The organism is Synechococcus lacustris Maggiore-St4-Slac, assembly GCF_024345595.1.
Taxonomy (GTDB): domain Bacteria; phylum Cyanobacteriota; class Cyanobacteriia; order PCC-6307; family Cyanobiaceae; genus Synechococcus_D; species Synechococcus_D lacustris.
Genome location: NZ_JAGQBK010000003.1, coordinates 168832 through 193630, shown reverse-complemented (window position 1 = coordinate 193630; position 24799 = coordinate 168832). Strand labels below are relative to the sequence as shown.

Genomic DNA, 24799 nt, shown 5'->3' with positions numbered 1-24799 from the left:
TGCACTGAAGTGATTAGGGTTTAATCGTTTGCTTTTGTTCCCATGGCCCCAAGCATCAAAGGCGTTGTTGTTAACAATGCCGCCGGCACCCCCCAAGATCTGGCCGACTTAAGCGGCCAGGTGCTGCTGCTGGTAAACGTGGCCAGCCGTTGTGGTTTCACCAAGCAATATGCCGGTTTACAGGCCCTGCAGGAAAAGTATGGCCCCCAAGGGTTCAAGGTGATCGGCTTTCCTTGCAATGATTTCGGCGGCCAAGAACCGGGCACGATCGAAGAAATCCAACAGTTTTGTAGCACTACCTATGGTGTGAATTTTGAATTATTTGCCAAGGTAGGCGCTACATCTGCCCCCTTCGACACCCTCACAAAGGCAGAACCTGTAGGGCCAATCGCCTGGAATTTCGAAAAATTCCTGGTGGGCCGTGATGGCAGCGTGGTTTCCCGCTTCAAAAGTGGGGTGGCACCTGATGCCGCCGAACTCACCGATGCGATTGAAGCCGCCCTTTAAGGCCATAGGCGCCGGCGGCGGCCCCTAGGCCAAGGCCGAGGCTGAGAATTAACAGCGCCAGGGCATCTAAATGCATGCCTTGGCGCTGCAGCAAAGCGATATCCAGCATCCAGCTGGAAAATGTGGTGAGGGAACCGCAAAAGCCAATACCTAAGGCAAGTAGCAATGGTGCTGCCGTTGCTGGCGGAGCCACCAGGTAACCAAGCAAGGCAGCGCCAATCACATTCACCACTAAATCCGCCCCGGCGCTGGCAAAGGGCAGAAAAGGAGCCAGGTGAACAGATGCCTGCCAACGCAGCAGAGCCCCAGGGATTGCGCCTATTCCCACCAGCAATAGATCAACCAATTCCAAGCGAATAGTTTTCATTGCAACCCTCCGATCGCCAGGCCTAATTCCAAGGCGAGTAAACCGCTAACAACAGAGGCCAAAGCAAGCAAAAGTGCCTCCGCTGGGGCTTGTTTATGCAACAGCACAAGCAATTCCACCACAAAGGTGGAAAAGGTGCTGAGGCTGCCAAGGAAACCGGTGGCCAGCAACAACATCAGCTGATTTGATAAACAAAGCTGATTAAGGGCAACCAAGAGGCCTAGGCAAAATGAGGCGCCAATATTTACAGCCAATGTGGCCCAATGTTTTGCCGGAACAATTGGCTCAAAATGATTTATTAACCGGAATCGCAACCAGGCCCCTGGCACTGCCCCAAGCGAAACCAGCAGGATGCTTTTCAGCATGGCCTAACCAAGCAACCAACCCCGGAAACCTCCCAAACTCACCCGGCACCAGCGCTCCCCCTGCTGGTTGTACCAGGTGTGGAGGATTTGCAAGGGCATATCTGAATCACTAACTTTCACCAGCAAGGGAGCCTGATGGTGGGGTGAAACCTGCAACTTTTTTATGCCGATTGCATAAAGCGGTTCACCAGGGCGGCGGCGGCGCACGGCAGGATTATCGCGATCGGCACCACCGGCGGGTAGGGCAATCGGAGCCATCAGGGCCATGCCCAGTAACCAAGCCCAACGCAATGGCATTAGATATCCAGCTCCGCCAGATCTAGTTCAGCGCTATGGGCTTCAATGAAGGCACGGCGAGGGGCAACCTTATCGCCCATGAGGATTGTGAAGATCCGATCCGCCTCTGCCGCATCCTCAATTTCAACCCGTTTCATCGTGCGGGTGGTGGGATCCATGGTGGTTTCCCACAATTGCTTAGGCATCATTTCGCCTAAACCTTTGAAGCGCTGAATTGTGTAGTTTGCTTTTTCACCAAAACCATCGAGGGTTTTTTTCAAATCTTGTTCGTTGTAGCAATAGCTATGGTTTTTACCGCGCTCAACTTTATAGAGAGGCGGGCAAGCGATATATATAAAGCCACCTTCCACCAAGGCCCGTTGATAACGGAAGAAGAAAGTGAGGATCAAAGTGCGAATGTGTGCGCCATCAACATCGGCATCGGTCATGATAACGATGCGGTGATAACGCAAATTCTTTTGATCAAATTCCTCGCCTTTAATACCCAAGCCCAAGGCTGTGATCAAGGCTTGGATTTCCGTATTTTTGTAGATCTTGGCGTCGTCAGTTTTTTCAATATTTAAGATTTTGCCCCGCAGGGGAAGGATCGCCTGGTTGCGGCGGTCGCGGCCTTGTTTAGCAGAACCGCCAGCTGAATCACCCTCAACTATATAAATTTCAGATTCGGAAGGATCCCTGGAACTGCAATCGGCAAGTTTACCCGGCAAAGTAGAACTTTCCAGCACACTTTTACGACGCACCAATTCACGGGCCCGCCTTGCTGCTTCCGCGGCATTAAAGGCTTGAATTGCTTTCTCAAGAATTAAATCGATAACCTGGGGATGAAATTCTAGGTATTCATTTAGCGATTCGCCAACAACAGTATCAACTATGCCGCGAACTTCAGTGTTACCCAGTTTTGTTTTTGTTTGGCCTTCAAACTCAGGGTCGGGCACCTTCACCGAAAGCACTGCGGTGAGGCCCTCACGGATATTTTCGCCAGCCAGGTTGCCATCGGCCTCCTTACGCTTACCCCTTTTGCGGGCAAAGGTGTTGAGGGTGCGGGTGAGAACGGTTTTTAAACCCTCAATATGGGTGCCACCATCGATGGTGCGAATGTTATTTGCAAAGCCCAAAATGCTATCTGAATAGGCATCAACACACCACTGCAGGGCGGCTTCCACCTGCACGCCATCCTTTTCAGAATTCACATAGATAATTTCTGGATGCAGGGGATCTTTTCCTGCATTCATGTATGCCACATATTCACGAATACCCCCTTGATAGTGATACACCTCCTCCCGCAAAGAATCTGGCCGGTCATCGCGAAATACGATGCGCACACCACCATTTAGGTAGGCCAATTCCCGCAGGCGGGCCGAAAGGGTTTGATAATCAAAATCAATTCCAGTGGAAAAGATTTGGATATCGGGCTTAAAGCAAACGGTGGTGCCGGTGCGTCCTTTTTCCCCTGGGGCTGAAAGCAGGCTGCCGATCGGCGCGCCCCTTTCAAAGCGTTGGGTGTGCACCTGATCCTGGCGATAAACCGTTACCAATACCCATTCACTTAGGGCATTCACCACCGACACCCCCACCCCGTGGAGGCCCCCCGAAACTTTGTAGCCGCCGGAGCCAAATTTGCCGCCGGCATGGAGCACGGTGAGCACTGTTTCCAGGGCGCTCTTACCGGTGCGGGGATGGATATCTGTGGGGATACCCCTGCCGTTGTCGCTAACGGTGCAGGAGCCATCGGCATTAAGGCTTACCTCGATGTCGCTGCAGTGGCCGGCTAGGGCCTCATCAACCGAGTTATCAACAACTTCATAAACAAGATGGTGCAACCCCCGGGGACCGGTGGTGCCGATATACATGCCAGGGCGTTTGCGCACCGGCTCCAAACCCTCAAGAACCTGGATCTGTTCGGCGCCGTAGGCCGATTGAACCTGAGAGGAATTACTTGCTTCGGCCATGCTGTTGTTTCCGCCGAGGAGGCCCTTTTGTAGAAGCCAACCCCGGAGGGACCCTTCCGCTGAATGCACATCCTACCACCGGCGGCCCAGGGCGCCTGCTGGGGGCCTCTCCGGTTGAATTTGTGGTGGGGTTGGAGTAATCGCTTGACCATAGGGATCGCCGGGAACCGGGAGCAAGGGCAGCAAACGCCACTGATGGTGGTGCTATTGGGGCCCACCGCCAGCGGTAAAACCGCCCTTGGCGTTGAGTTGGCCCTCAGGCTTGGTTGCCGCGTTTTGAGCGTGGATTCACGCCAGGTGTATCAACAAATGGATGTGGGCACCGCTAAGCCCAGCCAAGCCGAACGCAAAGGGGTAGCCCACGAATTGTTGGATTTAGCCCCCCCCAACACACCGCTCAACCTGCAGCAGTTTTGTGAACTGGCCAGGCCTTTGATTGCAGCGGAACAGGCCCTTAGCCGCCCGGCCCTACTGGTGGGCGGCAGCGGCCTCTACCTCCAGGCCCTCAGCCAAGGGCTGCAACCCCCTGCCCTAGCGCCCCAACCCTGGCTGAGGCAGCAACTTGAAGGCCTGGGGCAGGCAAGCGCCCACCAGCTGCTTGGGCAGGCGGATCCCCTGGCTGCTGGGCGCATCCATCCCAGCGACAAAATTCGCACCCAAAGGGCCCTGGAGGTGCTCTATGGCACAGGTAAACCACTTAGTAGCCAACAGGGGCGTATGGCCCCTGCCTATGGGGTGTTGGAGCTGGGGCTAAATCCCCCCAACCTGCGCGAAAGGATCGAGCGGCGCAGCGCGGCGATGTATGGCGCTGGTTTGGTGGAGGAAACCGAAGCACTGCAACAGCTCTACGGCAAGGAGTTAGCACTGCTGCAAACGATTGGCTATGGGGAGGCCATGGCCCTATTGGCGGGGGAACTGAGTCGTCCGGAGGCGATTGCCCTCACCGTTAAGCGCACCTGGCAATTTGCTAAGCGGCAACGCACCTGGTTTCGCAATCGCCATCAAGCCATCTGGCTTAATCAGGAAACGGCCCTTGAGGAGGCCTTGGCTGCCATCGCCGCAGCGGGGGCCTAGGGTGGGGGGTCACCTGTTCCACCACAGTTCTCCCTCGCCTTACTGAATGGCCCCACCCCGCCCCCGTTTTGATCGCCGCGCCCCCGTTCGGGAACTACCAAACATCAACGACAGGATCAGTTATCCCAACCTGCGGGTTGTGGATGCCGACGGCAGTCAACTTGGGGTGATCACCAGGGAAGCAGCCCTAGAGGTGGGAAAAGAAAGGGGATTAGATCTTGTTTTAGTGAGCGAAAAGGCTGATCCGCCCGTATGCCGGATCATGGATTACGGCAAATTCAAGTTTGAGCAGGAAAAGAAAGCAAAGGAAGCAAAAAAGAAATCACACCAAACGGAAGTTAAAGAAGTAAAGATGCGCTACAAGATCGATGAGCACGATTATCAAGTGCGCATCGGCCAAGCAGTGCGTTTTCTTAAATCAGGCGACAAGGTGAAATGCACCGTGATCTTCCGCGGTAGGGAGATCCAGCACACCGCCCTGGCTGAGCAGCTGCTCTATCGCATGGCTAAGGATCTAGAAGAAAGCGCAGAACTGCAGCAGGAGCCCAAGCGGGAAGGCCGCAACATGATCATGTTCCTTGGCCCCCGCCGCGTTCCACTTAATAAAGACAAACCGGAACAGCTCACAAAAGCGGTGCGCACCCTGCCGATTAGTGCAGCAACAAAAGCATCGGCCGAACTAAGCCCTGAACCTGTAAGCGAGGTGGCACCCGCTTAAAAACGCAATCAAGATTGTCACCTAGCCCATGGGCCACTACCGTGGCGCAGTTGAGCTGCTGTCACACCCGAGCGTGCGTTTTCACATCCAACAGGAAAGCGATATACCGGCTTCCACGCAGCTCTACAACCAGATCTGCTTTGCGATTGCCGCCCGCCACTTCCCACCGGGGCATCGATTGCCCAGTACCCGCCAGCTAGCGATGCAAACCGGCCTGCATCGCAACACGATCAGCAAGGTGTATCGCCAGCTCGAAAATGATGGTGTGGTGGAGGCAATGGCCGGCTCCGGCATTTATGTGCGCGATCAACAAAAACCCAGGGAACAAAAAGCACCCGTTGGCCCCAAGGCGCGCATCAGGCCCGATATCGACCAGGAGGTGCGCCGCAGCATCGATGGCTTACTGAATGCCGGCTGCACGCTGCAACAGGCCCGTGAATTGCTTACCCGGGAGGTTGATTGGCGCCTGCGCTGCGGTGCCCGCGTGCTGGTGAGCACCCCTAGGGAAGATCTGGGGGCATCGATGTTGATCGCGGAAGAACTGGCCCCAAACTTGGATGTACCCGTGCAGGTGGTGCCCCTAGAGGAATTGGAAGCGGTGCTGGAAAGCTCCAATAACGGCACGGTGGTAACCAGCAGATATTTCCTGCAACCGGTGGAGGAATTAGCCAAGGCCCATGGGGTGCGCGCCGTAGCGGTAGACCTAAACGATTTCCGCCACGAACTAAACCTGCTCAAGGAATTAAAAACCGGCAGTTGCGTTGGGCTTGTGAGCATCAGCCCCGGCATCCTCAGGGCAGCGGAGGTGATCCTCCATTCGATGCGCGGCCAGGAGCTATTGGTGATGACGGCCTCGCCAGATGTGGGCAGCCGCCTGTTGGCCCTCTGCCGCGCCGCTAGCCATGTGTTGTGCGATAAACCGAGCTTGCCCCTGGTGGAGCAAACCCTGCGCCAAAACCGCTCCCAGTTGATGCGCATGCCACAGGTACATTGCGCCGAAAGTTATCTGGGTGCCTCTACGATCGATCTATTGCGTAAGGAGATCGGCCTAACGGCAAGCCCAGCTGCCGAAGAGGTGGATTGATGGAATGTTCAAAAGCCTAAAAGCAGATATTTCAATCATCAGGGAAAGGGATCCGGCTGCCCGCAGCAGCCTCGAGATCCTTTTTTGCTATCCGGGGCTACATGCCATCTGCATGCACCGCTTCAGCCATCGCCTCTGGGGCCTGGGGCTGCCGTTGCTGCCACGCTTTTTATCCCAGGTAGCTCGTTTTTTTACTGGGGTTGAAATCCACCCAGGCGCCCGCATTGGCCAGGGGGTATTTATCGACCATGGAGCTGGGGTGGTGATTGGTGAAACAGCAGTGATCGGTGATCGCTGTTTGTTGTTTCAGGGGGTAACGCTTGGGGGCACGGGTAAACAAAGCGGCAAACGCCACCCCACCCTGGAGGAAAACGTGGTGGTGGGTGCGGGCGCAAAGGTGTTGGGCGGGATCACCGTGGGGGCCAATACCCGCATCGGTGCCGGCTCAGTTCTATTGAGGGATGTGGAGCACGACTGCACCGTGGTGGGCGTGCCAGGCCGGGTGATCCATCAATCCGGGGTTCGCATCGATCCCTTGGCCCACTCCCAACTGCCAGATGCGGAAGCCCAGGTGATTCGCAACTTGATGGAGAGGATCGATGCCCTTGAAAATGCGCTGCAACAGGAAAAGCGCGGCAGCGAACCCGGCGGCACTTCCCAAAGCCTGCGCGATCGTGAAATAATCGAATTTCTTGAAGGCAGTGGGATTTAAAAAAATAATATTTAAACTAAATGGAATCCAAGCTATTGCTCAGGTGATTGAGGCTGAAACATGAACATTGAGTAGATAACATTGCGACGCATTTGAGTCATCATCTCAAGGAACATATCGTAGCCTTCATTCTTGTATTCAATTAAAGGATCTTTTTGACCGTATCCGCGCAAACCAACGGATTCCCGCAGGGCATCCATGCTCTGTAGGTGCTCCCGCCATAGGGTATCAATTTGCTGCAAGATAAAGAAACGTTCCGCTTCTCGCATCAAACCACCACGCAATTCTTCGATTTGCACCTCTTTTAAATCATAGGCAATCCTCAGTTGCTCATGCAAAAAGGCCTTTAACTCCTCCATATTTAAACCTTGCAGTTGTTCTGGCTGCAGGTCTTGGAGAAGGTAAACAAACTCCTTCACCTTGCCTGTTAAACGGCTTAGGTCCCATTCCTCAGGGGGCAGTTCTGGGTTTACATAGGCTTCAACAATGTCGTCCATGGTGCGTTCGCCATAACCGAGCACCTGTTTTTTGAGATCTCTTCCTTCGAGTACGCGGCGCCGTTCTGCATAAACAGCACGGCGTTGATTATTCATCACTTCATCGTATTCAAAAACCTGCTTACGAATGTCGTAGTAGTAGGTTTCTACCTTTTTTTGAGCGCCTTCAAGGGATCGGGTGAGCATGCCCGATTCAATCGGCATATCTTCCTCTACCCGAAAAGCATTCATCAAACCAGCTACCCGTTCGCCACCAAATATTCTTAATAAATTATCTTCGAGGGAAAGGAAAAAGCGGGTACTGCCCGGATCCCCCTGGCGCCCGGCCCTACCCCGCAATTGGTTGTCAACCCGGCGTGATTCATGGCGTTCGGTGCCGATCACATGCAAACCACCGGCCTCTCGCACCTGGGCCTGTTCTGCGGCAATAACAGTGTCGTAGTTGTGGCGGATGGCACTAATTACCTCACGCAACTTGAGAATTCCCTCATCATCGGAGGGTGCCTTCTCGGCGGCGCTGGTGATGCGATCCTCTAATTCCAACACTGATAAAGAACGATCACCCCAGAGCTTCACCAAGCGCTGGGCCACATCAGCCAAGGCCGCATCGGTTTCGGCTGAGAGCTCACAGGGAAATAAACGCCCGATCGCCCTTGCTTCACTGGGGGGTTTTGCGGGATTTGCACTGGATGCAGCAAAACCACTGCTGGCCTCCCGCTGCAAAGGAACAGGTGGCCGATGGCCCTCTTCGGGCCGCACAAGCCGGGGCAGCAGCAGCTCCCGCACCTTCAGGCGGGCCATGTAATCGGTATTACCGCCAAGGATGATGTCTGTGCCGCGGCCGGCCATGTTGGTGGCAATGGTTACGGCGCCAGCCCTGCCGGCTTGGGCAATGATCTCCGCCTCCCGCTCCACATTTTCTGGCTTGGCATTTAAGAGGTTGTGGGGGATGCCTTGCTCCTGCAACAAAGCAGATAACAACTCACTTTTTTCAACGCTGGTGGTGCCCACCAACACGGGCCTACCAGCCCGGTGGTATTCAGCGGTTTCCAGGGCAACTGAACGCCATTTTCCTGATTCACTTTTAAATACCTGATCAACTAAATCCCGTCTGGAACGGCTGCGGTTCGTGGGTACCACGGCCACTTCAAGCTTGTAGGTTTTTTCAAATTCCACCTCCTCTGTTTTTGCCGTGCCTGTCATGCCGGCTAGGCGGGGGTAGAGCAAGAAAAAGTTTTGATAGGTGATGCTGGCAAGGGTTTGGGTTTCAGGCTGGATTGGCAAAGCTTCCTTTGCCTCAACCGCCTGGTGCAGGCCATCACTCCAACGGCGACCAGGCATTACCCGACCGGTAAATTCATCTACGATTACCACTTCATCATTGCGCAAAATATAATTAACATCTTTAATAAATAGTTCTTTTGCTTTCAGGGCATTGGTAACGAAATGGGCCCAGGGATCGGAGGCACTAAATAGATCGGTAACCCCTAGTAGTTGCTCCGCATTGGCATAGCCCTCATCGGTGAGGATTACGCTGCGTTGTTTCTCATCAACCTCGTAATCACCCTCCGGATCAATGCCATCTTTACCAATCTCAGCCGAGCGCTCTAAGTTGAGCGCCAGTTCTGCTGCCCTTTGGTATTTCTCCTGGGGCCGCTCCACCTGGCCCGAAATTATTAATGGGGTGCGGGCCTCATCAACCAGGATTGAATCAACTTCATCGATCACACAAAAATTAAATTCCCGCTGCACAACCTCACTAATATCCGTTGCCATATTGTCGCGTAAATAATCAAAACCCAATTCACTATTAGTGGCATAGGTAACATCACAGGCGTAATTTTTTCGCCGCTCCGCTGGGCTCATATCCTGCTGGATCAAGCCCACGGTGAGGCCAAGGAAACGGTGCACCTGGCCCATCCATTCCGCATCGCGGCGGGCCAGGTAGTCGTTAACGGTAACCACATGCACACCCTTGCCGCTAAGGGCGTTTAGGTAGGCGGGCAAGGTGGCAACTAAGGTTTTACCCTCGCCGGTTTTCATTTCAGCGATTTGGCCATCGTGCAGCACCATGCCGCCGATTAATTGCACATCAAAATGGCGCATCCCCAGCACCCGTTTGCCTGCTTCCCGCACCACGGCAAAGGCTTCGGGCAGAATTTCATCCAATAACAAGCGCTGCTTTGCTGGGCTGGCTGCGGCCTCAAGCTGTGCCTTAAAAGCAACAGTGCGCAAGCGCAGCTGCTCATCTGAAAGGGGGGCGATGTCCTCCTCCAGAAGATTGATATCACTCACCAGGGGCTGGTAGCGCTTCAGCTTGCGGGCATTTGGATCACCCAGCAACAGCTTGAGCATTAAAGGAACCATTGATTACAACCAGCTTACCATTGCGATTAGGTTCCGAGTCCAGCTAAACCCTTTAATGCCAATGGATTTCAGCCAATGGAGCGCGGGGGTTTTTAATACACAATCAAATCACTATTAAGCGATTGTCTGCACGCCTAATCAGCCATAGCAACCTTTGCTGGCGCTTACCCCTGCGGGACCTACAACTATTGCTCCATAGCCACACCTCCTGGGGTAGAGGAAGAAGCGTTGCAGATTTGCGCTTAATGCTGAGGGAAAGTGCAGCGGTGGTTAGCCTTTGGCAAAACAAGCAACTGATCGGCTTTGGCAGAGCAAGCAGTGATCGGATATATCGTGCTGTGCTTTGGGATGTAGTGGTAACTAACGATCATCAGGGCCTGGGCCACGGCAGAACTATTGTTGAGGCTTTAATAAACCATAGGGCAGTTGTAGAAGTAGAAAGAATATATCTAATGACAACTCAGCAAAAGGGATTTTACGAACAACTAGGCTTTGTTCATCAAGTTAGTCAAGATCTAATGCTATTCAAACGAGGTTAATTTGCCCGCAACAAGATTGAGATCTTGCCATTAATTGCTAAATGTAGCCTTAGCTTTAACAAGCGGATGAAGAGATTCGAACTCTCGACCCTCTCCTTGGCAAGGAGATGCTCTACCACTGAGCTACATCCGCAGTCGGCCCTATGCCGATGCATGATTCTGCCTTGAGAACCCTCCCGCCGTCAAATGATTCCCAACCGATTTCCGCGGTAGCCGGCCTGTTCGCGCACCTTCTCGCACCAAGCCAAATTATCCAAATACCAATTCACTGTGGTTGCTAGTGATTGCTCAAAAGCATGGGCCGGCCGCCAACCCAATTCACTGCTGATCCGCGTTGGATCAATTGCATAACGGCGATCATGGCCAGGGCGATCGGCAACGGGTGTGATCAAGCCCGCATGGGGCGCCCCCTGGGGTCGCAGCTCGTCTAACAAGCTGCAAATCGTTTGCACCACTTGCTTATTGCTGCGCTCTCCGTGGCCGCCAACGCAATAACTCTCACCTAAACGACCCCTTGTGGCTGCAAGCAGCAGAGCCTCCACGTGATCTTCCACATAAAGCCAATCGCGCACATTGGCGCCATCGCCGTAGAGGGGAATCGGTTCACCAGCCACCGCCTTGAGGATCACCACCGGGATCAGTTTCTCGGGAAACTGCCAGGGTCCGTAGTTGTTGGAGCAGTTGGTGAGCACCACAGGCAACCCATAGGTGTGGTGCCATGCACTTACCAGGTGGTCGCTGGCAGCTTTACTGGCTGAATAAGGGCTGCGCGGGTCGTAGGGGGTAGTTTCTGAAAAACAACCCGTGGGGCCTAGGGAGCCAAACACCTCATCGGTGCTGATGTGGTGAAAGCGGAAGTGTTCCTGCCGCTCCTTGGGCAGCTGCTCCCAGTGGGCCCGCACCGCTTGCAATAAATTGAAAGTACCGCTGATGTTGCTCTCGATAAAGGCACCTGGGCCGCTAATCGAGCGATCCACATGGCTTTCAGCCGCCAGATGAAACACGAGATCGGGATCAGCTCGCTTGATTGCGGCCATGGTGGCCTCAGGATCTACCAAATCAACCTGCAGCAACTGGTGGCGAGGATTGCTGCCGATGCTGGTTAGGTCGCTGGCATAACTGAGCTTGTCGAGATTGAAAACCATGGCGCTGCTTTCAACTAGCAGCCTGCGCACCAATGCACCTCCTATAAAACCGGCGCCGCCAGTTACTAGTACGCGGCTTAGTGGTTGAGGCAAAAGATCATGCACAGATGGAAATTTTTAAACCAAAACCATCCTAAAAGAAGCTATTAATTAGAGGTACCAATGCAACTCAGCACCTTTAGTAATCCATCCCGCCAATGCACAGGCTCCAGCCCCAGAGCCGCACGGCTGGTGCTGCAATCAAGCAGGGAATAGCAAGGACGCCTAGCGGCAGTGGGGTATTCCGCCGTAGTTATGGGCACCACCAGGGCTGGCCGCTCCAATAGGCCAGCCAGCACACCAAGCTCACCAATTGCCACTGCAAAGTCGTACCAGCTGGCTGCACCTGCGTCACTCCAGTGTTGAAAGCCAACTACTTCATTTGCCAGCACCTTCCAACAGGCTTCAGCAAGGCCGGCAGTGTGGGTGGGGCAAGCAACCTGATCTGCAACTACGCGAAGGGGCTCACCACTTTCTGCTTTAAGGCCGTGGAGCCGCAGCATCGTGAGGCAGAAATTTTTACCAATGGGCCCATACAACCAACTCGTGCGCAATACGCATGACAGCTGAGGCCCGAGCAGCTCAAGCACCGCAGCCTCTCCCCGCGCCTTGGAAATTCCATAGATCCCCAATGGCTCCACAGCCTGGTGCGATAGATAGGGGAAACCTTGGGCTCCGTTGAACACAAAATCCGTGCTCACTTGCAACAACCGGCCGCCACTGGCGGCCAAAGCCTCGGCAAAGGCAGCAGGGGCGCCTGCGTTTACCGCTAAGGCAAGCTCAGGCTCACTCTCAGCTTTATCTACCGCCGTGTAGGCACCAGCATTAAGTACCCAATCAGGTCGATAAAACCTCACCGCTTCGCTGCAAGCTTGGGGGCTTGCCAAATCCAATTCAGCTCGGCCACAAGCAATTAATTCAATCGGCTTAGGTTTTGCAACCATCAAGGCCTGGCCTAGTTGACCATTAGCACCAGTAAGAAGAACCCTCATTCAAAAAAGATCAGCTTCCTCTAAGGCTGCGAATAATGGCGAAGCTGCATCTTTCTCTGAAAGCTGAACTCGAGCTCCTTGTAATTTTTCTAACGGCCAATTAATCGCTAGCTTGGGATCATCCCAACGGATCGCTCTTTCAGAACTGCGATTCCAAAAATCAGTTGTTTTGTAGAGCACCTCAGCATGTTCACTTATGGTGAGGAAACCATGGGCAAAACCAGGGGGAACCCACAGTTGTTTATGGTTAGCTGCGCTTAGAATCGACCCATGCCATTGGCCAAACCCACGGGAATTTGAGCGTAGGTCTACGGCCACATCATAAATCTCTCCATCCACGCAGCGCACCAACTTGCCTTGAGCATGGGGGGGAAGCTGGTAATGCAGACCTCTCAGCACACCACGGCAGGAGCGCGAATGATTATCTTGCAGAAACTCAACAACTGATTGAGAATTCGCACTGAGGAGCTCGTTAAAACTTTGTTGATTCCAACTTTCAAAGAAAAAGCCTCGCTCATCTGTAAATATGCGAGGCGTGAGCAATAGTGCATCACCTAGATTTTCAAATTGCATCAATCTAGACCCTCCAATATCTGCAATAGGTAATTTCCATAACCACTTTTCTTAAGGGGGGCAGCCAATTCTTCTAATTGCTCAGCATCAATCCAACCCATGCGATAGGCCACCTCTTCTGGGCAGCCCACTTTTAAGCCTTGGCGATGCTCCAAAGTGCGAATATAGGCTGCTGCTTCATGCAAAGAATCAGGAGTGCCAGTATCCAGCCAAGCCATTCCCCTACTCATTAATTCCACCCGCAATAAACCATCTTCTAAATAACTGCGATTTAAATCTGTAATCTCTAATTCACCCCTTGGCGATGGTTTCACTTGTTTAGCTCTTTCAACCACTGATGAATCATAAAAATATAAACCAGTAACAGCAAAACGGCTGCGGGGTGCTTTTGGTTTTTCCTCTAACCCTTTAACCAAGCCATTGCTATCAAATTCAACAACTCCATATCGCTCTGGATCTTTAACAGGATAGGCGAATACAGTTGCCCCAGCAGCATCGCTATTGACCGCCTGTAATTGCAAGCTGAGATCGTGTCCGTGAAATAAATTATCACCCAACACTAAAGCAGCAGCGGCATCGCCAAGAAATCCTGAACCAATCAAGAATGCCTGGGCTAATCCATCTGGGCTCGGCTGTTCCGCATAATTTATCTGCATTCCCCACTTACTACCATCGTTCAATAAACGTTCAAAGGCAGAACGATCTTGAGGGGTTGTGATTATCAAAACTTCTCTTAATCCCGCCAACATTAATGTTGTTAGCGGGTAATAAATCATTGGCTTATCATACACAGGCATTAGCTGTTTACTCACAGCGGTTGTCATCGGAGCAAGGCGCGTACCACTACCCCCAGCGAGCACAATGCCCTTTCTATTTACTTTCACTTTACTGAGGTAACCCACGCAGCAAGCTGCCCATTTCTAGGGCCTGCAACGCATAGCTCCAGCCCAAATTGCTCTTAATGCCAGCCCGCTCGAGGGCCTGCTGCAAATTATCGGTGGTGAGCACCCCAAATATCACAGGCACCCCAGTATCCCTAGCCACTGCGGCCACCCCTTTACTAACTTCAGCCACCACCACATCAAAATGGGGAGTATCACCGCGGATCACAGCACCAAGGGTGATAACCACGTTGTAGCTGCCGCTGCGCGCTAAGCGTTGGGCCACCAATGGAATCTCAAAACTACCGGGCACCCAGGCCACATCAACCTGCTTACTGCTCGGTTCCACATCCAAACCATGGCGGCCAAGGCAATCAAGGCAACCACTCAATAATTTGCCTGTTACTAAATCATTAAAGCGGCCCACTACCACTGCAATCTTTAGGTTTGCAGCATCGGTAAACCGGCCTTCAAAAACGGTCATGGCCGTTGGTTTATAAAAATTAGTTAATCAAGCTTAGGCTCACACCACAAATACGCTTACGCCCCAGTTCAAAAGCACTAGGGCCACCCATGCCAAGCCGCCCACCAAAATCAGGCGATTGCTGCGGCCGCTGTCGTCGTTGCTGGCATAAAGCACTGGCACAGCAACAATCAAGGCAAAGGACATAACCACCAAAGCCAAAACGGTAAGAGTGTTGAGAATTTGCATGGTGAAGCGGCAACCATGGGCCTGGCTTGCTCAATTCTCCCATGGCGCCCATGGCCCAAGCGCTCAAACCTGAATGGAACTTCACAGGTTTGATGCAACCTACGATCAGCCACAAGTGATTTTTTTCTGTGGCCAGCAGCGAACCTGCTATCCAAGGCAGCCTATTTGCCCCCGAGGAAGATCAAAACGCCCAAGGGCTAGAGCAGCTAAGCAAGGATTCAGAGCAACAAAAACCGCGCCGCCGCAGCCATCCAGGCAAAAGCCAGCCAGCTAGCACCCCCTTAGCCAGCACACCGCAAAACAACAACGAACTACCCCCTTGGCACCACCACAGCCTTGTGGAGTCAGCGGCACTACCGCCAATGCTGCGCCACTACGTGGAACTCAAGGCCGCCAATCCCGAACGGGTGCTTTTTTATCGATTAGGCGATTTTTTTGAGTGCTTTTTTGAAGATGCCCTTTTAACCAGCCAGCTTTTAGAGCTCACCCTCACCGGCAAAGAAGGGGGTAAGGCCCATGGCCGCGTGCCCATGGCAGGCATTCCCCACCACGCCTGTGAGCGCTACTGCAGCGAATTGGTGCGCCGTGGTTATGCCGTTGCCCTTTGCGACCAACTGGAAGCTGTTGCCGCCAAGGGTGAGTTATTGCGGCGCGACATCACCAGGGTGCTCACCCCCGGCACCGTGCTTGAGGAGGGCATGCTCAGCGCCCGCCGCAACAACTGGTTAGCGGCAGTGGTGCTGCACAACAACCGCTGGGGTTTAGCGGTAGCTGATGTTTCCACCGGCGAATTTCTGGTGCGGGAACGGGAGGGTTTAGAGCTGCTGCAGCAGGAATTACAGCAACTGGAAGCAGCTGAATTACTGCTGCCCGGCCTTGAGGCCAACCAAAAACCAGCCTGGTGTGCTGCTGGCTTGAATGTCACCCCCCAATTGCGCAGCCCCTTTGAAAGCAGCGAAGCCAGCCGCACCCTGCTGAAGCGCTACGGCCTTAGTTCCATCGAAGGCCTGGGCCTGATCGAATTCCCGCTAGCCCTGCGGGCTGCCGGTGGCCTGATCAGCTACCTGGATGCAAGCCAACCGGGCAGCACCCTGCCTTTAGAGCGGCCCCTAACTGTATTTAGCGGGGATGCGATGGTGATCGACCAGCAAAGCCGCCGCAACCTGGAATTAACGGCCACCCAAAGGGATGGCGTATTTCAAGGATCCTTGCTTTGGGCCCTTGATCGCACCCACACCGCCATGGGGGCAAGGGCACTGCGCCGTTGGTTGGAGGCACCGCTTTTAGATATCAAAGCGATTCAGGCAAGGCAGGAGGCCATTGCCCTATTTGTAGAAAAGCGTCCGTTGCGCCAAGCCATAAGGCGATTGCTTAGGCCCATGGCCGACCTTGAACGGTTGGCCGGCCGTTGCGCTGGCGGCCATGCCAGTGCCCGTGATCTGGTGGCCCTAGCCGCTGGTTTAGAGCGCTTGCCCCTTTTGGCTGATCTGATCAAACAAGGCCAAAGCGAGGCCAAAAACCATGCTGAACCGCTGCTTGCCCTGCAGCAGCCGCGGCCAGATTTGCAAGAACTAGCTGCCCTGCTGCAGCATCAATTAATCGAAACGCCACCCCTTTCGCTCACTGAAGGCGGTGTTATCAACGATGGCGTTGATGAAAGCCTTGATGAATTGCGCAATCGCCTTGATGAACAGGAAAACTGGCTGGCGGAAGTGGAAAGGCGCGAGCGCCAAGCCAGTGGTAATCCAAATTTACGCCTGCAATTTCACCGCAGTTTTGGCTATTTCCTTGCGGTAAGCAGGGCAAAGGCTGGCCAGGTGCCAGACCATTGGCTGCGAAGGCAAACCCTAAGTAATGAAGAGCGTTTTGTTACCCCAGAATTAAAAGAACGGGAGGGACGCATCCTGCAGTTGCGGGCCCGCAGCCAGCAAAGGGAGTACGAGCTCTTCTGCCGCCTCAGGGAACAGGTGGGCCAGCTAGCAGCCCCCATCCGCGAAGCGGCAAGGGCGATTGCAGCCCTCGATGCCCTGGCCGGCTTGGCCGAACTTGCCGCCACCCAGGGGTATTGCAAACCTGAAATTAAAGAAGATCGCTGCCTCCTAATAGATGCAGGCCGCCATCCGGTGGTGGAGCAATTACTAACAAACACAGCCTTTGTTGCTAACAACATCTGCCTTGGTGCCGGCACCGATCTAATCGTGTTAACGGGCCCTAATGCCAGCGGTAAAAGTTGCTACTTAAGGCAAACCGGTGTTTTACAACTGATGGCCCAGGTGGGCAGCTGGATTCCAGCCCGCAGTGCCCAATTGGGCTTGGTGGATCGTTTATTTACGCGGGTGGGTGCTGTGGATGATCTAGCCAGCGGCCAATCCACCTTCATGGTGGAAATGGCTGAAACCGCCAATATTCTTCAACATGCCAGCAATAGATCCCTGGTGTTGCTCGATGAAATCGGCCGCGGCACCGCCACCTTTGATGGCCTCTCGATCGCCTGGGCCGTTGCTGAACATTTAGCCATTGGCATTAATGCCCTTTGCATATTTGCCACCCACTACCACGAACTAAATGCCCTTGCAGATAAATGCAGCAATGTGGCTAATTTTCAAGTGGCGGTAGAAGAGCAAAAAGATGCACTCGTTTTTCTGCATCGGGTGATCCCCGGAGGGGCCAGCCGCAGCTACGGCATCGAAGCAGCCCGCCTAGCAGGGGTGCCCATGGTGGTGGTGGAGCGGGCTCGACAAGTGCTTAGAGGTATTGAAAACAAACAAGTTCACGCTGTTTGATTCAACCAAGCCCTACGCAACAGGGCATTAAGGGCTGCTGCCACCAAACCAGCACCACCGCGGCTGCCCTCGAGGCGGATATGGGGCAAACCACTGCGGGCTAATTCCCGTTTGCTCTCCTTCACACCCACAAATCCCACAGGCATGCCGATCACAAGTGCAGGCGTTGCCCCTAATGCCAACAACCGCATCAGGGCCGTGGGAGCACTGCCAATCAAAACCAGCGCCTTGGGGTGGGCCCTAAGCGCCTGTTCAATGCCGATGGCTGTGCGGGTTTCTCCAGCTGGAGCCAAGCTTGGCGCCCAATCCAACACCGAATGCACCGGATTTGCAAAGGTGCGCGCTGCCATGGGAGCTACCGCTGCTGCAGCCATGGCTGTGTCTGTGAGGATCACAGCTTTTGCTGCCAATGCAGCGATTGCCAAATCGCAGGCGCCGGGGGAAAACCGCAGTAATGGGGCAAGGCTTAGGTCGCCGCTGCTATGCACAAGCCTTTCCAATACCTCCTGTTCAGCGGCTTCTAAACCGGTGGGCCCTAACCAAGCCTGGATTCGGGCGATGCTTTCGGTGAAGATCGGGTGATCCAAATACTGCACAAATGCCCATCCATCTCTACTGGGGGGACGATCAAGCCGCCCTGGATCGGGCAATCCAACAGCTTATTAACCAGGTGGTAGATCCAGCCTGGCAGAGCCTCAACCTCAGCCGCCTCGATGGCAGCAATAGCGCAGAAGCCGCCCAAGCCCTCAGTGAAGCCCGCACTCCGCCCCTTGGTGCCGGTGATCGCTTGGTGTTGCTGCAAAACAGCCCCTTTTGCAGCACCTGCCCCAGCGAACTGGCAGCCCAGCTGGAGCCATGCCTCAGTTTGATTCCAAGCAATTGCCATCTATTGCTAACAAGCAGCAGCAAACCAGATGCGCGCCTCAAGAGCACCAAGGCCATCAAGGCGGTGGCCCTTGAAAAAAGCTTTGCCCTTCCTGCCATTTGGGATGGGGCAGGCCAAATAGATCTAGTGCTTAATGCCGCCGCTGCCATGGGCTTGCAAATCAGCCCCCAAGCGGCAGAAGCCCTAGCAGAAACGATTGGCAGCAACAGCGGCCGCCTGGCTGGTGAATTGGAAAAACTGAGCCTCTATTGCGCTGATCAAGCGATTGATGAAGCAGCCGTAGCCGCCCTAGCTGGCCCTAGCCAGCACAATGCCCTAGCCGTGGGGGAAGCCCTGCTGGCAGGCCAGCTGGGGGAAGCCCTGCTGCAAATCGATGGATTAATCGCTGCAAATGAACCGCCATTGCGGTTGCTGGCGGCGCTCACAAGTCAACTGCGGGGTTGGCTATGGGTGAGCCTCTTGGATCGCCAGGGTGAACAAGATGTAGCTGTGATTGCTAAAGCCGCGGGCATCGGCAATCCCAAGCGTATTTATGTGATGCGTAAACAACTGCGCGGTAAGGGGCCAGATTCTCTCCTAAAGCTGCTAACTAAATTGCTTGAGGTGGAGGCCGCCCTCAAAATGGGTGTGAACGCCGGCGCTGCTTTTCGTGATGGCCTGTTGATGGGGCTAAACGGATAATTAAAACTTGGATCCATTGAGTTATGGCGCTGCTGGTTCAGAAATACGGGGGCACCTCCGTGGGCAGCGTGGAGCGGCTCCAAGCGGTGGCCAAACGGGTGGCAGCCAGCAAAGCAGAGGGCCACGATTTAGTGGTGGTGGTATCGGCGATGGGTCGCACCACCGATGAACTCACGAGCCTGGCCAAGGCCCTTAACCCCCACCCCCCCCAGCGGGAGCTCGACATGCTGTTGGCCACTGGCGAGCAGGTGTCGATTGCACTGCTGGCCATGGCCCTCCAGGCGGAGGGTGTGGCTGCCATCTCAATGACGGGTCCCCAGGTGGGGATCGTTACCGAATCAGCCCATGGCCGTGCCCGCATCCTTGAGGTGCGCACCGACCGTTTGCAGCGGCACCTGCAGGAGGGATTTGTGGTGGTGGTGGCTGGTTTTCAAGGCACCAGCAGCGGTGCTGGCGGCAGCCAAGAAATCACCACCCTCGGCCGCGGCGGCTCCGACACCTCTGCCGTTGCCCTTGCTGCTGCATTAGGGGCCGATGCCTGTGAGATCTACACCGATGTGGATGGCGTGCTCACAACCGATCCGCGCAAGGTGCCTGAGGCGCAACTGATGGCAAAGGTGTCGTGCGATGAAATGTTGGAACTGGCCAGCCTTGGCGCCGCCGTGTTGCATCCAAGGGCTGTGGAAATTGCCCGTAATTACGGCGTACCCCTGGTGGTTCGCTCCAGCTGGAGCGATGCGCCAGGCACCAGTTTATTTAGTAGTGGCGGCCGCAGGGCAATTGGCAACGATGGCCTTGAGCTAGGTAAACCCGTTGATGGCGCCGAGCTGCTTGAAGGTCAAGCCGTGTTGGCCTTAGCCCACATACCCCATGAGCCAGGCATTGCCGCACGCCTCTTTGAAGCCCTCTCAAGCGCAGGCCTTTCCGTTGATTTGATCGTTCAAGCCACCCATGAGGGCCAAAGCAACGACATTGCCTTCACCCTTGATGCAGCAGATCTAAACCAAGCAACCACCGTGTGCCGCCAGCTGCTAGGGGAAAACTGCCAACTAAAAGCCCAAGCGGGCCTTGCAAAATTAAGCATCGCCGGCGCCGGCATCATGGGCAGGCCTGGGGTGGCAGCGAAATTATTTGATGGCCTCAGCCAAGTGGGCATCAGCTTGCGCATGATCGCCACCAGTGAAGTGAAAGTGAGCTGCCTAATCCAGGGGGACCAAGGCGAAAAAGCATTGCGCACCACAGGGCAAGCATTTGGCCTTGCGGAACAGCAATTGCGCCATAACCCCAAGCCAACCGGTGTTGATCAACCGGAAGTGCGGGGTGTGGCCCTTGATGTGAATCAAGTGCAACTAGCCGTTAGCCATGTGCCAGATCAACCCGGTTCAGCCGCGGCCCTATGCCGTGCCTTAGCTGATGCAGGCCTCAGCCTCGACACCATCGTGCAATCGGAGCGGCAAAGCGAAAGCGCCATGGGCAGCTGCCGCGACATTGCCTTCACCCTTCCCAAAGATGATCACCAACGGGCAATGCAGGCCCTAGGCCAACTAATACGCCAATGGCCCAATGCAGAAATCATCACCGGGCCCGCAATCGCCCGGGTGAGTGCTGTGGGGGCAGGCATGCCAGCAACTGCAGGCACAGCCGCCAAACTATTCCGCGCCCTCGCTGATGCACAAATCAATATCGAAATGATTGCCACCAGCGAGATCAGGATCAGTTGCGTGGTGGCAGAAGCTGATGGCGAAAAAGCATTGCAAGCTGTGCATAGGGCATTTGGATTAGAACGATGAGTTGCTACTTAGTTTCCGTAAACTCAGCATCAATCACATCATCACCACCAGCTGAACCTGGATTGGCACCTGGATTTGGAGCGGCGGCATCAGCACCTGCCTGTTGATAAACAGAGGCGCCAGCTGCATATAGGGCCTGTTGCAGCTGCTCTTGAACGGTTTTCATGGTTTCAAAATTTTCCTGAGAGATCGCCTCTTTCAGTTGATTAGCGAAACCTTCAACCTTGCCTTTGTCTTCTGCTGAGATCTTGTCGCCCAGTTCGGTGAGTTGCTTTTCAGCTTGATAAACCAGGGTTTCAGATTGATTTTTTAGGTCAATCTTTTCACGACGCTCCTTATCGGCGCTGGCATTAGTTTCAGCATCCTTCACCATTTTCTCAACTTCGTTATCACTCAGGGTGGAAGCACCGGTGATCGAAATTGTTTGCTCCTTGCCGCTGCCTTTGTCCTTTGCGGTAACGCTAAGGATGCCGTTTGCATCGATATCAAAGGTAACTTCGATTTGGGGTACGCCCCTGGGGGAAGGGGGGATGCCATCGAGGCGGAAGGTGCCGAGGCTCTTGTTATCGGATGCCATTTCCCGCTCCCCTTGGAGCACGTGGATTTCCACATTTGTTTGACCATCCACCGCTGTGGAATAGGTTTCGGTTTTTTTAGTGGGAACGGTGGTGTTGCGGCTGATCATTTTGGTCATCACGCCACCAAGGGTTTCCACACCCAGGGAAAGGGGTGTTACATCCAATAGAAGGATGTCTTTAACTTCACCAGCCAACACACCGCCTTGGATGGCAGCGCCAACGGCCACCACCTCATCGGGGTTAACGGTTTGGTTTGGATCTTTACCGGTTACACGCTTAACCAAGCCTTGAATTGCTGGGATGCGGGTGGAACCACCCACCATCACCACTTCGTCCAATTCGCTGGAGGATAATTTTGCATCTTTTAATGCCTGCTCCACCGGCACTTTGCAACGATCGATCAGCTTTGATGCCAATTCTTCGAATTTGGCCCGGGTGAGATTCAAATCAAGGTGCTTAGGGCCCTCAGGTGTGGCCGTAATAAAAGGCAGATTGATCTCACTTTGGGTGGCGCTGGAAAGCTCAATCTTGGCTTTTTCAGCGGCTTCGGTGAGCCTTTGCAAAGCCTGTTTATCTAAACGCAGGTCGATACCTTCATTGGCCTTAAAGCTATCGGCGAGGTAATCAACGATCACTTTGTCGAAATCATCGCCACCAAGGTGGGTGTCGCCGGAGGTGGAAAGCACCTCGAATACCCCATCTCCAACCTCAAGCACAGACACATCAAAGGTGCCGCCACCAAGGTCGAACACCAAAATGCGCTCATTACTCTTTTTATCTAAGCCGTAGGCCAAGGCAGCGGCAGTGGGTTCATTAATGATCCGCAGCACCTCTAAACCAGCGATCTTGCCGGCATCTTTTGTGGCCTGGCGCTGGGAATCATTGAAATAGGCTGGAACCGTAATTACAGCTTGGGTAACGGGTTCACCGAGATACTTACCGGCATCTTCCGCCAACTTGCGCAGCACCTGGGCTGCAATCTCTTCCGGTGCAAATAACTTGCTTAATACGGGGCATTTCACCTTCACATTGGCGCCAGATTTTTCAACGCCATAGCTCACTTCACTGGCTTCTTCGTTTACTTCATCAACACGCCGGCCGATAAAACGTTTCACCGAGTAGAAGGTATTTTCCGGGTTCATCACCGCCTGTCTTTTAGCGATCTGACCCACCAATTGATCTTGATTTTTGGTGTATGCAACCACTGAAGGGGTGGTGCGAAAACCTTCCGCATTGGCAATCACGGTGGGCTTGCCCCCTTCCATCACCGAAACACAGCTATTGGTGGTGCCGAGATCGATGCCAACAACTTTTCCCATAGGAACTCCTTGCAGAACGTTTCAAACTTGTTGCATCCTCGGCAGCAGGGGCCCATCCCGACGAGGGGTGGTTCCCGAACCCTGAACCAATTGCCGCTACCAGCCATCAACCACCCCAGCCCCATCGATGGCCAAACAGCCTTATTGGCAGTGATTGGCGATCCAATTCAGCATTCGCTTTCACCGCTAATGCATAACGCTGCCTTGGCGCAGCTTGGTTTGAACTGGCGTTATCTAGCGCTTCCAGTGCCGCCAGAACGGCTTGGGGAGGCGGTGCAAGGGCTTGGGGCGATCGGCTGCCGTGGTGTGAGCGTCACGATTCCCCATAAGGAATCGATTGCAGCACTGCTGAATAGTGTCGACCCCATTGCAAAACAATTGGGGGCAGTGAATTGCCTAGTGCCGGATGGCAGGGGTGGTTGGCATGGCACCAACACCGATTGGAGCGGTTTCCTTGTTCCCCTCCAGCAACATTTCAGCAATGGCGCTGAAACGGCCCTAGTGCTGGGTGGTGGTGGGGTGGTGCGGGCGGTGCTGCACAGCTGCCAGGCGCTGGGTTTTAAGCGCTTGCTGCTGCGGGCAAGAAATAAACAAAAAATGGAGGCCTTGGCCGCCTGGGCCGCAACTTTGGCATTGCCCCTGGAACTGCTGCCGTGGGAAGAACAATTAACTGACTTGCTGCCCCAGGTGGATCTAGTGGTGAATGGCACCCCCCTTGGCATGGGCGAATGGCAGCAACAAAGCCCCTTGAGCGAAGGGCAGCTGGCGCTATTGCCAGCCCATGCCCTGGTTTACGACGTGGTTTACACGCCAAGGCCCACCCGCCTGCTGCGGGAGGCTGCTGCCCGGGGGCTTGCCTGCCAAGACGGCTTAGAAATGCTGGTGCAGCAGGGGGCTGCCGCCCTCAAGCTCTGGACGGGTTTGGGGCAAGTGCCCGTTGATGCCATGGGCAAAGCCATTGAGCAAGCCCTTGCAAAACCTAGGCTGGTGCCATGAACCAAATACCGATCTGGCAAAGGCTGCTGGCCTTGCTCACCTACCTACTGCCCTGGAGCGATGCTTTGCCCTTTGGCAGAGCGCTGTTTGCGGTGTTTCCTTGGTTGAGATTGCTGCAATGGCCGGCCCTACCACTGCTGTTTTTGCAGCAAGCGGTGCCCTTTGGTAGCTTCGTTTTGTTTTTGGTGTTGTATCTGGCGGTGGTGCGCAACCCCCAGGTGCCCCAATACCTGCGCTTCAACGCCCTGCAGGCAATCCTGCTCGACATTTTGCTGGTGGTGGTTTCCCTGGGCTTCAATGTATTGCTCTCACCCTTGGGCGACAGCATCGTGCTGCGCACCTTGAACAACACCGTATTTATCGGCAGCTTGGCGGTGCTTCTTTATGCAGTGCTGCAATCCCTACGGGGTAAAGAGGTTGATCTACCAACCATTTCAGAAGCGGTGCGGATGCAGTTGTAAGCTTGTAAAAAGCCTCCGAGCCACTGGTTCGGGTTCACCCCACAGGCACCATGAGCGAACGTCCCAACTACGAAACGATGTATATCCTCCGCCCTGATATCGCGGAGGATGAGGTTGAAACCCACACCAATAAATATCGCGATCTTGTGATCGAAAACGGCGGCACAATCATCGATAACCAACAACGGGGTAAGCGTCGTTTGGCTTACAACATCGGTAAACACCGGGAAGGTGTTTACGTGCAGTTGAACTACAGCGGCGATGGCAAACAGGTGGGTCCCCTGGAGCGGGCCATGCGTTTAAGCGAAGACGTGATCCGCTACCTAACCGTTAAATACGAAGGCCAGCACAGCTCCTTGGGAAGGAGCACCACGCCTGTGGCACCAATGGAAAGCAGCGCCCCTCGCCAAGATCGGGAGCTGGTGGGTGCTGCTGCCGCCATTCCTGCCGCCAGCGACGACGACTAAACCCCCCTTGCTGGGGGCGG

25 protein-coding genes and 1 tRNA gene are annotated in these 24799 nt (G+C 54.4%); 12 read left to right on the top strand and 14 right to left on the bottom strand.

The genetic code is table 11. The annotated features are described in order from the left end of the window. Positions 1-42: 42 nt before the first annotated feature. Positions 43-507 carry a glutathione peroxidase gene (locus KBY68_RS03995; RefSeq protein WP_255095962.1) on the top strand — a complete coding sequence of 155 codons (465 nt, stop codon included), beginning with the start codon at positions 43-45 and terminating at the stop codon, positions 505-507. Here KBY68_RS03995 and KBY68_RS03990 read toward each other — a convergent pair. Genes KBY68_RS03990 through gyrB form a run of 4 tightly spaced genes read right to left on the bottom strand, consistent with a single transcriptional unit; the run spans position 479 to position 3485 of the window. Continuing rightward, complete coding sequence (locus tag KBY68_RS03990) at positions 479-874, bottom strand: fluoride efflux transporter FluC (RefSeq protein ID WP_255095961.1); 396 nt, start codon at positions 872-874, stop codon at positions 479-481. The two genes, KBY68_RS03995 and KBY68_RS03990, sit on opposite strands and share 29 nt — an antisense overlap. Further along, the gene (locus KBY68_RS03985) at positions 871-1239 is read right to left on the bottom strand and encodes a FluC/FEX family fluoride channel (protein ID WP_106499774.1); all 369 of its coding nucleotides are present in this window, start codon (positions 1237-1239) and stop codon (positions 871-873) included. Before KBY68_RS03985 ends, KBY68_RS03990 begins: the two co-directional genes overlap by 4 nt. Before the next feature lie 3 nt (positions 1240-1242). Continuing rightward, a complete protein-coding gene (locus KBY68_RS03980) occupies positions 1243-1536 on the bottom strand; it encodes an SH3 domain-containing protein (protein ID WP_255095960.1) in 294 nt (97 codons plus the stop codon). Continuing rightward, positions 1536-3485: a DNA topoisomerase (ATP-hydrolyzing) subunit B gene (gene gyrB / locus KBY68_RS03975; RefSeq protein ID WP_106499779.1), complete on the bottom strand. Its 1950-nt coding sequence runs from the start codon at positions 3483-3485 to the stop codon at positions 1536-1538. The genes KBY68_RS03980 and gyrB overlap by 1 nt, the downstream gene beginning before the upstream one ends. Before the next feature lie 195 nt (positions 3486-3680). On the opposite strand from gyrB, the gene miaA reads away from it, so the two are divergent. The 4 genes from miaA to cysE all read left to right on the top strand — a co-directional run bounded on the left by miaA (position 3681) and on the right by cysE (position 7073). After that, entirely contained in the window at positions 3681-4559 is an 879-nt protein-coding gene (gene miaA, locus KBY68_RS03970) for a tRNA (adenosine(37)-N6)-dimethylallyltransferase MiaA (RefSeq protein WP_255096004.1), read from the top strand. Between the two features lie 46 nt (positions 4560-4605). Then, on the top strand, positions 4606-5277 hold the full coding sequence (infC, locus tag KBY68_RS03965) for a translation initiation factor IF-3 (protein ID WP_255095959.1): 672 nt from the start codon (positions 4606-4608) through the stop codon (positions 5275-5277). A 73-nt stretch (positions 5278-5350) separates the two neighbouring features. Beyond that, positions 5351-6361, top strand: a complete 1011-nt coding sequence (locus KBY68_RS03960) for a transcriptional regulator PlmA (protein ID WP_255096003.1) — start codon at positions 5351-5353, stop codon at positions 6359-6361. Between the two features lie 4 nt (positions 6362-6365). Beyond that, positions 6366-7073, top strand: a complete 708-nt coding sequence (cysE, locus tag KBY68_RS03955; protein ID WP_255095958.1) for a serine O-acetyltransferase — start codon at positions 6366-6368, stop codon at positions 7071-7073. Positions 7074-7105: 32 nt separating this feature from the next. Here the strand turns inward: cysE and secA are convergent, their stop codons facing one another. Then, complete coding sequence (secA, locus tag KBY68_RS03950) at positions 7106-9925, bottom strand: preprotein translocase subunit SecA (protein ID WP_255095957.1); 2820 nt, start codon at positions 9923-9925, stop codon at positions 7106-7108. Between the two features lie 134 nt (positions 9926-10059). Between secA and KBY68_RS03945 the strand changes: the two genes are divergently transcribed. Beyond that, positions 10060-10476 (top strand): GNAT family N-acetyltransferase, encoded by a 417-nt coding sequence (locus KBY68_RS03945; protein ID WP_255095956.1) that lies wholly within the window; start codon positions 10060-10062, stop codon positions 10474-10476. Positions 10477-10537: 61 nt separating this feature from the next. Here the strand turns inward: KBY68_RS03945 and KBY68_RS03940 are convergent. The 7 genes from KBY68_RS03940 to psbZ all read right to left on the bottom strand — a co-directional run bounded on the left by KBY68_RS03940 (position 10538) and on the right by psbZ (position 14818). Beyond that, positions 10538-10609: transfer RNA gene (locus tag KBY68_RS03940), tRNA-Gly, on the bottom strand. 49 nt (positions 10610-10658) lie between these two features. Then, positions 10659-11726: a dTDP-glucose 4,6-dehydratase gene (gene rfbB / locus KBY68_RS03935; RefSeq protein WP_106501079.1), complete on the bottom strand. Its 1068-nt coding sequence runs from the start codon at positions 11724-11726 to the stop codon at positions 10659-10661. A 41-nt stretch (positions 11727-11767) separates the two neighbouring features. Continuing rightward, positions 11768-12652 carry a dTDP-4-dehydrorhamnose reductase gene (gene rfbD / locus KBY68_RS03930; RefSeq protein ID WP_255095955.1) on the bottom strand — a complete coding sequence of 295 codons (885 nt, stop codon included), beginning with the start codon at positions 12650-12652 and terminating at the stop codon, positions 11768-11770. Beyond that, entirely contained in the window at positions 12653-13225 is a 573-nt protein-coding gene (gene rfbC / locus KBY68_RS03925; protein WP_255095954.1) for a dTDP-4-dehydrorhamnose 3,5-epimerase, read from the bottom strand. After that, positions 13225-14109: a glucose-1-phosphate thymidylyltransferase RfbA gene (rfbA, locus tag KBY68_RS03920; RefSeq protein WP_255095953.1), complete on the bottom strand. Its 885-nt coding sequence runs from the start codon at positions 14107-14109 to the stop codon at positions 13225-13227. The genes rfbC and rfbA overlap by 1 nt, the downstream gene beginning before the upstream one ends. Before the next feature lies 1 nt (position 14110). Continuing rightward, positions 14111-14590 carry a 6,7-dimethyl-8-ribityllumazine synthase gene (gene ribH, locus KBY68_RS03915; RefSeq protein ID WP_106499922.1) on the bottom strand — a complete coding sequence of 160 codons (480 nt, stop codon included), beginning with the start codon at positions 14588-14590 and terminating at the stop codon, positions 14111-14113. A gap of 39 nt (positions 14591-14629) precedes the next feature. Beyond that, positions 14630-14818 carry a photosystem II reaction center protein PsbZ gene (gene psbZ / locus KBY68_RS03910; protein WP_106499921.1) on the bottom strand — a complete coding sequence of 63 codons (189 nt, stop codon included), beginning with the start codon at positions 14816-14818 and terminating at the stop codon, positions 14630-14632. Positions 14819-14946: 128 nt separating this feature from the next. On the opposite strand from psbZ, the gene mutS reads away from it, so the two are divergent. Further along, positions 14947-17601 carry a DNA mismatch repair protein MutS gene (gene mutS, locus KBY68_RS03905; RefSeq protein ID WP_255095952.1) on the top strand — a complete coding sequence of 885 codons (2655 nt, stop codon included), beginning with the start codon at positions 14947-14949 and terminating at the stop codon, positions 17599-17601. Here the strand turns inward: mutS and KBY68_RS03900 are convergent. After that, positions 17589-18188, bottom strand: a complete 600-nt coding sequence (locus KBY68_RS03900; protein WP_255095951.1) for a precorrin-8X methylmutase — start codon at positions 18186-18188, stop codon at positions 17589-17591. The two genes, mutS and KBY68_RS03900, sit on opposite strands and share 13 nt — an antisense overlap. Positions 18189-18199: 11 nt before the next feature. Here KBY68_RS03900 and holA point away from each other — a divergent pair, with 11 nt between their 5' ends. Together holA and KBY68_RS03890 are read left to right on the top strand one after the other, a co-directional pair. Further along, complete coding sequence (holA, locus tag KBY68_RS03895) at positions 18200-19168, top strand: DNA polymerase III subunit delta (protein ID WP_255095950.1); 969 nt, start codon at positions 18200-18202, stop codon at positions 19166-19168. A gap of 23 nt (positions 19169-19191) precedes the next feature. Then, positions 19192-20958 (top strand): aspartate kinase, encoded by a 1767-nt coding sequence (locus KBY68_RS03890; RefSeq protein WP_255095949.1) that lies wholly within the window; start codon positions 19192-19194, stop codon positions 20956-20958. 4 nt (positions 20959-20962) lie between these two features. Here KBY68_RS03890 and dnaK read toward each other — a convergent pair whose 3' ends face one another. Further along, positions 20963-22855 (bottom strand): molecular chaperone DnaK, encoded by a 1893-nt coding sequence (dnaK, locus tag KBY68_RS03885; protein WP_255095948.1) that lies wholly within the window; start codon positions 22853-22855, stop codon positions 20963-20965. Between the two features lie 90 nt (positions 22856-22945). On the opposite strand from dnaK, the gene KBY68_RS03880 reads away from it, so the two are divergent. From KBY68_RS03880 to rpsF, 3 genes are read left to right on the top strand one after another with little or no spacing between them, the layout of a single operon-like run. After that, entirely contained in the window at positions 22946-23851 is a 906-nt protein-coding gene (locus KBY68_RS03880; RefSeq protein WP_255095947.1) for a shikimate dehydrogenase, read from the top strand. Further along, positions 23848-24312 (top strand): Tic20 family protein, encoded by a 465-nt coding sequence (locus tag KBY68_RS03875; RefSeq protein WP_255095946.1) that lies wholly within the window; start codon positions 23848-23850, stop codon positions 24310-24312. Before KBY68_RS03880 ends, KBY68_RS03875 begins: the two co-directional genes overlap by 4 nt. A gap of 50 nt (positions 24313-24362) precedes the next feature. After that, positions 24363-24779 (top strand): 30S ribosomal protein S6, encoded by a 417-nt coding sequence (rpsF, locus tag KBY68_RS03870; protein WP_255095945.1) that lies wholly within the window; start codon positions 24363-24365, stop codon positions 24777-24779. Positions 24780-24799: the final 20 nt, after the last annotated feature.